The organism is Curtobacterium sp. NPDC090223, from assembly GCF_044746585.1.
Taxonomy (GTDB): Bacteria; Actinomycetota; Actinomycetes; order Actinomycetales; family Microbacteriaceae; genus Curtobacterium.
Genome location: NZ_JBIVCN010000005.1, coordinates 495,972 through 502,474 on the forward strand (window position 1 = coordinate 495,972; position 6,503 = coordinate 502,474).

8 protein-coding genes are annotated in these 6,503 nt (G+C 67.1%); 5 read left to right on the forward strand and 3 right to left on the reverse strand.

The features are described from left to right. Nucleotides 1-30: 30 nt before the first annotated feature. Nucleotides 31-972, reverse strand: coding sequence for a LysR family transcriptional regulator (locus ACIPJY_RS14970; RefSeq protein WP_400460924.1), 942 nt, complete (start codon nt 970-972; stop codon nt 31-33). 119 nt (nt 973-1,091) lie between these two features. On the opposite strand from ACIPJY_RS14970, the gene ACIPJY_RS14975 reads away from it, so the two are divergent. Together ACIPJY_RS14975 and ACIPJY_RS14980 are read left to right on the forward strand one after the other, a co-directional pair. Next, nucleotides 1,092-2,084, forward strand: a complete 993-nt coding sequence (locus ACIPJY_RS14975) for a putative oxygenase MesX (protein WP_400460922.1) — start codon at nt 1,092-1,094, stop codon at nt 2,082-2,084. A gap of 31 nt (nt 2,085-2,115) precedes the next feature. Further along, nucleotides 2,116-3,165, forward strand: coding sequence for a methionine synthase (locus ACIPJY_RS14980; protein WP_400460920.1), 1,050 nt, complete (start codon nt 2,116-2,118; stop codon nt 3,163-3,165). Nucleotides 3,166-3,310: 145 nt separating this feature from the next. On the opposite strand, the gene ACIPJY_RS14985 is transcribed toward ACIPJY_RS14980, so the two are convergent. Then, the gene (locus ACIPJY_RS14985; protein WP_400460918.1) at nt 3,311-3,550 is read right to left on the reverse strand and encodes a PLDc N-terminal domain-containing protein; all 240 of its coding nucleotides are present in this window, start codon (nt 3,548-3,550) and stop codon (nt 3,311-3,313) included. A 309-nt stretch (nt 3,551-3,859) separates the two neighbouring features. On the opposite strand from ACIPJY_RS14985, the gene ACIPJY_RS14990 reads away from it, so the two are divergent. After that, nucleotides 3,860-4,087, forward strand: a complete 228-nt coding sequence (locus ACIPJY_RS14990; RefSeq protein ID WP_400468219.1) for a hypothetical protein — start codon at nt 3,860-3,862, stop codon at nt 4,085-4,087. A 363-nt stretch (nt 4,088-4,450) separates the two neighbouring features. On the opposite strand, the gene ACIPJY_RS14995 is transcribed toward ACIPJY_RS14990, so the two are convergent. Next, nucleotides 4,451-5,287, reverse strand: a complete 837-nt coding sequence (locus tag ACIPJY_RS14995; protein ID WP_400460914.1) for a serine hydrolase domain-containing protein — start codon at nt 5,285-5,287, stop codon at nt 4,451-4,453. A 143-nt stretch (nt 5,288-5,430) separates the two neighbouring features. Between ACIPJY_RS14995 and ACIPJY_RS15000 the strand changes: the two genes are divergently transcribed. Both ACIPJY_RS15000 and ACIPJY_RS15005 read left to right on the forward strand, forming a co-directional pair. After that, the gene (locus ACIPJY_RS15000; protein ID WP_400460912.1) at nt 5,431-6,084 is read left to right on the forward strand and encodes a hypothetical protein; all 654 of its coding nucleotides are present in this window, start codon (nt 5,431-5,433) and stop codon (nt 6,082-6,084) included. Between the two features lie 25 nt (nt 6,085-6,109). Then, a complete protein-coding gene (locus ACIPJY_RS15005) occupies nt 6,110-6,301 on the forward strand; it encodes a hypothetical protein (RefSeq protein ID WP_400460910.1) in 192 nt (63 codons plus the stop codon). Nucleotides 6,302-6,503: the final 202 nt, after the last annotated feature.

The window sequence follows — 6,503 nt, forward strand, 5'->3', positions numbered from 1 at the left end:
CGGGACGAGCTCCGCGGTTCACCGCCCCGCTCACCCGAGCGGCTCGACGCCGTAGCTCGTGACCACCGCGCGCAGCTCGTCCAGGTACGTCTGCGCCTGCACGGTGAGCGGGACCGACGCGTGGGCGATCCAGCCGATCTCGATGCGCTCGTCGACGTCGAGCGGGATGGCGACGATCTCGGGGTCGAGGTCGTCACTGATGAGCCCGGTCGAGATCGTGTACCCGCCCAGCCCGATCATGAGGTTGAAGATCGTCGCCCGGTCCGACACCCGGATCTCCCGCTTGCTCGACATCGTCGACAGGATCTCCTCGGACAGGTAGAAGGAGTTGTTCGCGCCCTGGTCGAACGTCAGCCGGGGGATGTCGGCGAGGTCCGCGAGGGTCGCCCGCTTCCGGGACGCGAGCGGGTTCCGACGGGCCACGAAGATGTGCGGCTCCGCGACGAACAGCGGGGTGAACACGACGCCGGCGTCCCGCAGGAGCTTGCCGAGCACCTGCCGGTTGAAGTCGTTGCGGTAGAGGATGCCCACCTCGCTCCGTAGCGTCCTGACGTCCTCGATGATGTCCCAGGTGCGCGTCTCCCGGAGCGAGAACTCGTACTCGTCCGCAGCAGCTCCCTCGACCATCCGGACGAAGGCCTCCACCGCGAACGAGTAGTGCTGCGCGGACACCCCGAGCAGACGGCGTGACGGCTGGCCTCCGACGTAGCGCTGCTCGAGGAGGGAGACCTGCTCGACCACCTGTCGGGCGTACCCGAGGAACTCGACGCCGTCGACCGTGAGGACGACACCCCGCGCCGAACGCACGAAGAGCGCCCGGCCGATCCGAGCCTCCAGGTCCTTCATCGCGGCCGACAGGGTCGGCTGCGCGACGTACAGCAGATCGGCCGCTGCGCTGATCGAGCCCTCCGTCGCGACCTCGATGAAGTAGCGGAGCTGCTGCAGGGTGATGTCGTTCGAGACACGGGCCATAGGCGCAGGCTATACCAGCGCATAGCGTCTGGGGATTACCCGATGGCCTCGGAACCCCGGCATCATCGAGGTACCCCTTCCCCAGTGCCTCCGGGCGCTCGACCTACGGACTGCCCATCATGGCGAACGACCTCACCTTCAGCATCACCAGGACCCGCTTCGACGAGGACTACTCCCCCGCCGACAGCTCCCGGCTGACCACGAACTTCGCCAACCTGGCGCGCGGCGAGCACCGTCAGCAGAACCTCCGCAGTGCCCTGGCCATGATCGACCGTCGGTGCAACGACCTGGCGTCGTCTCCGTCCGGTGATGCCGCTGACCGCTACCGCCTCGAGCTCGACATCGTCTCGGTCACCGCGCACTTCGTCGACGGCAGTGCCTCCGGCGCGTTCCCGTTGCTCGAGATGCTCGACGTCGCGATCCTCGACCAGCACACCGGCGAGCGCCACCAGGGGATCCTCGGCAACAACTTCTCGTCGTACCTGCGCGACTACGACTTCGCCGTCCTGCTGCCGTCGCTCGACAAGGAGGCCGGCATCCCGTCCGACTTCGGCCAGCTCCACGGTCAGCTGTTCCAGCGCTTCCTGGAGTCCGACGCGTTCCGTGACGAGTTCGATGCCGAGCCCGTGGTCTGCATCAGCGTCTCCACGAGCCAGACCTACCGGCAGTCGGGGTTCGTCCACCCTGTCCTCGGCGCCGAGTACGAGCACGAGCACTCGTCGCTCACCGACGACTACTTCGGCCGGATGGGCATGCAGGTGCGCTACTTCATGCCCCCGGGCGGCAAGGCACCGCTCGCGTTCTACACGCGCGGCGACCTGGTCAACGACTACTCGGACCTGCAGCTCATCGGCACGATCAGCACCATGGAGACGTTCCAGAAGATCTACCGCCCGGAGATCTACAACGCGAACACGCCCGCGCCGAGCACCTACCGCCCGAGCCTCGCGCACACGGACTACACCGTGCCTCCCGTCACGTACGACCGCGAGGAGCGGAGCCGCCTCGCGATCACCCAGGGCCGCTACACCGAGGAGCACCTCGTGCAGCCGCACCGAGCACTCCTCGAGCGGTGGGCCGCTGCTGGCGCCGCCGCCGTCCCTTCGCTCTGACCGACACCCACTCGACAGGAATCCCACCCGCATGAGCACCCTCCTGCCCACCTCGATCGTCGGCAGCCTGCCGAAACCGTCCTGGCTCGCCGAGCCCGAGAAGCTCTGGTCCCCCTGGCAGCTGGAAGGGGCAGCGCTGACCGAGGGCAAGCAGGACGCCCTCCGGGCCGCCGTCCACGAGCAGGAGCGCGCCGGCATCGACATCGTCAGCGACGGCGAGCAGACCCGGCAGCACTTCGTCACGACGTTCATCGAGCACCTGGACGGTGTCGACCTGGACCGCAAGGAGACCGTCCGCATCCGTGACCGGTACGACGCTGCCGTCCCCACCGTCGTCGGTGCCGTGAGCCGCCGGGCGCCCGTGTTCGTGGAGGACGCCGCGTTCCTCCGCGCGCAGACCGACCGGCCGATCAAGTGGGCGCTCCCCGGCCCGATGACGATGATCGACACGCTCTCCGACCAGCACTACAAGAGCCGCGAGAAGCTGGCGTGGGAGTTCGCCACGATCCTCAACCAGGAGGCACGGGAGCTCGAAGCGGCCGGCGTCGACATCATCCAGTTCGACGAGCCCGCCTTCACCGTGTTCCACGACGAGGTGCAGGACTGGGGCGTGGCCGCGCTCGAGCGCGCAACGGAGGGCCTCCGTGCGCAGACCGCCGTGCACATCTGTTACGGCTACGGCATCGAGGCGAACAACAAGTGGAAGGAGACGCTCGGGGCGGAGTGGCGCCAGTACGAGCAGTCCTTCCCGCTGCTGCAGCAGTCGTCGATCGACATCGTCTCGCTGGAGTGCATCCACTCCCACGTGCCGCTCGAGCTCGTCGAGCTCATCCGCGGGAAGAAGGTCATGCTCGGCGCGATCGACGTCGCGACCGAGACCGTGGAGACGCCGGCGGAAGTGGCGGAGGTGCTCCGTCGGGCGCTCGAGTTCGTCGATGCGGACAAGCTCATCCCGAGCTCCAACTGCGGGATGGCGCCGCTGGCGCGGGGTGCCGCGTTGGACAAGCTCGGGGCGCTGTCCGCCGGGGCGGACATCGTGCGAGCTGAGCTCGCCGGGGTTGCCGCACCCGTGGGTCGCTGACCGCTGCGAACTGCACGACGGCTCGCCTCCGGAAGGAGGCGAGCCGTCGTTCGTGTTGCGTGGCTCAGGTGTCTGGCTCTCGACGCTGCCGGGAGGCTCGGCCTGCGTCCGACTTCCGCGTCGCGTTGGTACTGAGCTCGGGCTGCTACGAGCCGACGCCGCTCTCGGTGGGCGCGATCGAACGTTGTCGGCTCCTGACCACGAACCACGCGGCCGGCCCGATGATCGGGACGAGGATGACGACGAGCGCCCATCCGAGCAAACGCCGACCAGCGATCGCGCGGGATCGGATCAGCGAGACGAGCGCTGCGAGAGCGAGGAGCAGCGCGACGAGGGACACGGCCGTCAGCACGCCGTCGAGCACGGTCGGACTGAGTGGGTCCATCAGTACTCCTTCTCCTCGGACCGCATGCCGATCACTCCCCGCGCTTGTCGGCGATAGTGGGGTTGCCCTTCGCGCTCACCATCAGTGGTGCGTCCCTCCGCAGAGCGACCGTCGACACGGGATTGGTCCACCACCGATACATTGCCGTTCACAATCCGAGACGCTACCGTCGTCGGCATCGGTGGCGCAATGGTGTTCGCGCTGACGCTGGAGATCGTCGCGGCGGTCCTCGTGACCTGGATTACCTGGAGAGCGGCAACCGGGTCGCTCGCCCGGAACACACTCGCCGGCGTTCGGACTCGGATCACGATGTCCAGCGACGCAGCCTGGCGAGTAGGGCACCGCGCCGCGCTGCGTCCGACGATGATCGCTGGGACCATCACCGTGCTCTGGTGTTCGTTGAGCATCGTCGTCGGATCGCTTCGCACTCCCATCTCGGTGCTCGTAGCCACAGTCGTGCTCGTCAGCGGCGCACTCCTGTCCATCCCAGTGGCACACCGAGCCGTGCGCCGAGCCGCACCTGAGGAGCAACCATGATCGACACCTCCGAGAGCGAAGGCCACCGCTGCCAACCGGCAGAAGTGCTTCCTCATGAAGCCGCGCCCATCGGCACTGATCTCCCTCGGCGGCCTCATCGACCCTGCAGCAGTTCGCCGCTACCGGGAAGTCCACCCCGGCACCACCGTCAGCGAGGCTGGATGGCTTCGCTGGCGCGGCGTGCTGCGTTGAGCAAGCTCGGCGCAGTGCCCGCTGGCGTGGACATCGTGCGAGCTGAGCTCGCCAGCATCGCCGTCCCGTCGGGACGCCAGCCGCTGGAAGACAGAACGGCCTGGAGGCGCTGCTGCGGTCCTGCAGACAGGACTCGTGGGTACTGGCATCACCTCTTACCGCGCCTCTCCACTAGCGCCGCACCTCCTGCTTGATGAGTGCCGTCGCGATCTTGTCGGCCGCATGTGGAGCCTTGGCGAGCGTGTGGACCGCCGCAGTGACTCCGGCCGCGTTGACGATGACCGCTCCTGCCGCTCGCACTTCGCCGTTGATCCAGGTCGATGTCTCTTCCCGCTGCCAGCTCACCGTGCGCGAGCACTCAGCACCCAGCTCGAGCGCCCAGTCGGCGTAGCGACAGAGATCGTCGAAGGTGGACCAGACCCCGCCTGCCGCTGCGAACGACGACTCCCCGAGCGCCCACGGCTTGATCGGACAGCCCAGGAGCTTCGGCGTCACGCGCTCTGCCGGAGCAGGCATGAGCGTCGCAGAGCTGATCCCCGCCGGCTCGAAGACGTGCTGGCGCACAGCGGCGAACCAGTCGCCGTGCACGACGTCGAGCACCGCACCGAGAAGGGCGTACCCGAGGTTCGAGTACACGAAACTGCCTCGGGGCGTGACCGGCACCGCAGCTGCACGGTCCAGAGGAACCCCGACAGCCTCTCGGTACGGGTCCACGAACAGGCGGTCGCGCATCATGGCCGGAAGCCGCGGCAGACCCGAGGTGTGGTGGACGAGATCAGCGACGGTCATCTCGGCATCGGGCACACCGGGGAGGTAGTGCACGACCGGCCGCTCGACGTCGAGTGTGAGCAAGGCCGTCGTGCCCACGACTCCCTTCGTGATGCTCCCCCAATTGAGCATCGAGGCGGTGGCGTACGGCCCGCGGGGCTCATGGAAAGCTCGCCAGCCGTCGGCTGTACGAAGACTCGCGCGCCAGTGCCCCGAGCAACCCAGCGAATTTCGCACCATCTCCCTCTCTTCCAGGACGAGCCACCTAACGAACAGCCAACGGCTGACAGATATACCAGGTTGCGCGTTTTACGTTCTGCGTGCAAGGTGTTGTTGATCGAGCAGCAGCTCGACTAGCAACGTCGCTAGGACAGGAGACCGCCTTGACGCCCATCGTCCGAACCTCACACCGCCTTCCACTCGTCGCCACTGCGGCTGCCGCACTGCTCGGCTCATCTCTCGTCGCGGGTGCCGCCGAAGCCGCGGAACCTGCCGCTGACGAGTCGACTTTCATCTCCGCCGCGGAACTCGACGCGCTCGCCCCGAATGGGAGTGCTGCTCTCGACCCCCGGGTGTTCCTCGAAGGGATCGAGCAACTCGAGGCATCCCCCGCGCCGCGACAGACCTTCACCGCGGACGGTCACACCTACCACCGGTACGTCGTCGACGATGGAGCGATCACCCTTCCCAGTGCCGATGACGTCCGCGGAGCGATTGCGGAAGCGGAGAAAACAGAGGGCACCAATGGCACGATCACCCCGTTCCTCGAAGCGCGCTTCTCCGGCATCAAGACCGCGATCGGATTCAACACTGTCGACCAGCAAGCGCTCGCGGCAGGTGGCGGAGCCGCCATCGGCGCTGCGATCTGCCTGATTCCTGGCGTCGGATGGGCGGCATGCGCAGCTATCGGTGTCGTCGTCAGCGTCGCGACCACCTACGTCTTCAAGAACGGAATCTGCAGTGGCGGACGGAAGCTCTGGTGGTACGACGTCAAAGGCGGATCTACCGTCGGCTGCCGCTCATCTGCACCCTTCTGATTCGATGCAGGAAAGGACAACCCTCATGCGTGCATGGCTGCTCTACGTCCTGATCGTCGTCACTGCGCTCGCAGCACTCCTCGCGATCGCTTACAGCTTCCCCAATGCATCATCGGCCGTTTTCTGTATCGGCACCCCAGTCGTCGTGATCGGGGCCGGCCTCGGTGCCAAGTTCGTCAGGGAGGTACGGAGGGGACGTCGTACTCGCCAGCGCTGACCCGGCGAGTGGCTGGAACCGGTCCCCATGATCGCGCACCCGCTCCAGCGCGCTGCCCGCCAACAGCAACGTGCGCGACCGAAGCGGCGAAGCGCGACCGGTAGCGGATCGGCTATTGAGACGGTTCCTGACTTGTCGTGAGCAGGTGCTTTATCGCAGCATCCGAGACCTGTGGCGGCATCGAATGGGCGCCGTCGAACAC

Coding starts and splice junctions, on each gene's coding strand:
- ACIPJY_RS14970 (WP_400460924.1), bottom strand. CDS start 972: ATGGCCCGTGTCTCGAACGACATCACCCTGCAGCAGCTCCGCTACTTC.
- ACIPJY_RS14975 (WP_400460922.1), top strand. CDS start 1,092: ATGGCGAACGACCTCACCTTCAGCATCACCAGGACCCGCTTCGACGAG.
- ACIPJY_RS14980 (WP_400460920.1), top strand. CDS start 2,116: ATGAGCACCCTCCTGCCCACCTCGATCGTCGGCAGCCTGCCGAAACCG.
- ACIPJY_RS14985 (WP_400460918.1), bottom strand. CDS start 3,550: ATGGACCCACTCAGTCCGACCGTGCTCGACGGCGTGCTGACGGCCGTG.
- ACIPJY_RS14990 (WP_400468219.1), top strand. CDS start 3,860: ATGTCCAGCGACGCAGCCTGGCGAGTAGGGCACCGCGCCGCGCTGCGT.
- ACIPJY_RS14995 (WP_400460914.1), bottom strand. CDS start 5,287: ATGGTGCGAAATTCGCTGGGTTGCTCGGGGCACTGGCGCGCGAGTCTT.
- ACIPJY_RS15005 (WP_400460910.1), top strand. CDS start 6,110: ATGCGTGCATGGCTGCTCTACGTCCTGATCGTCGTCACTGCGCTCGCA.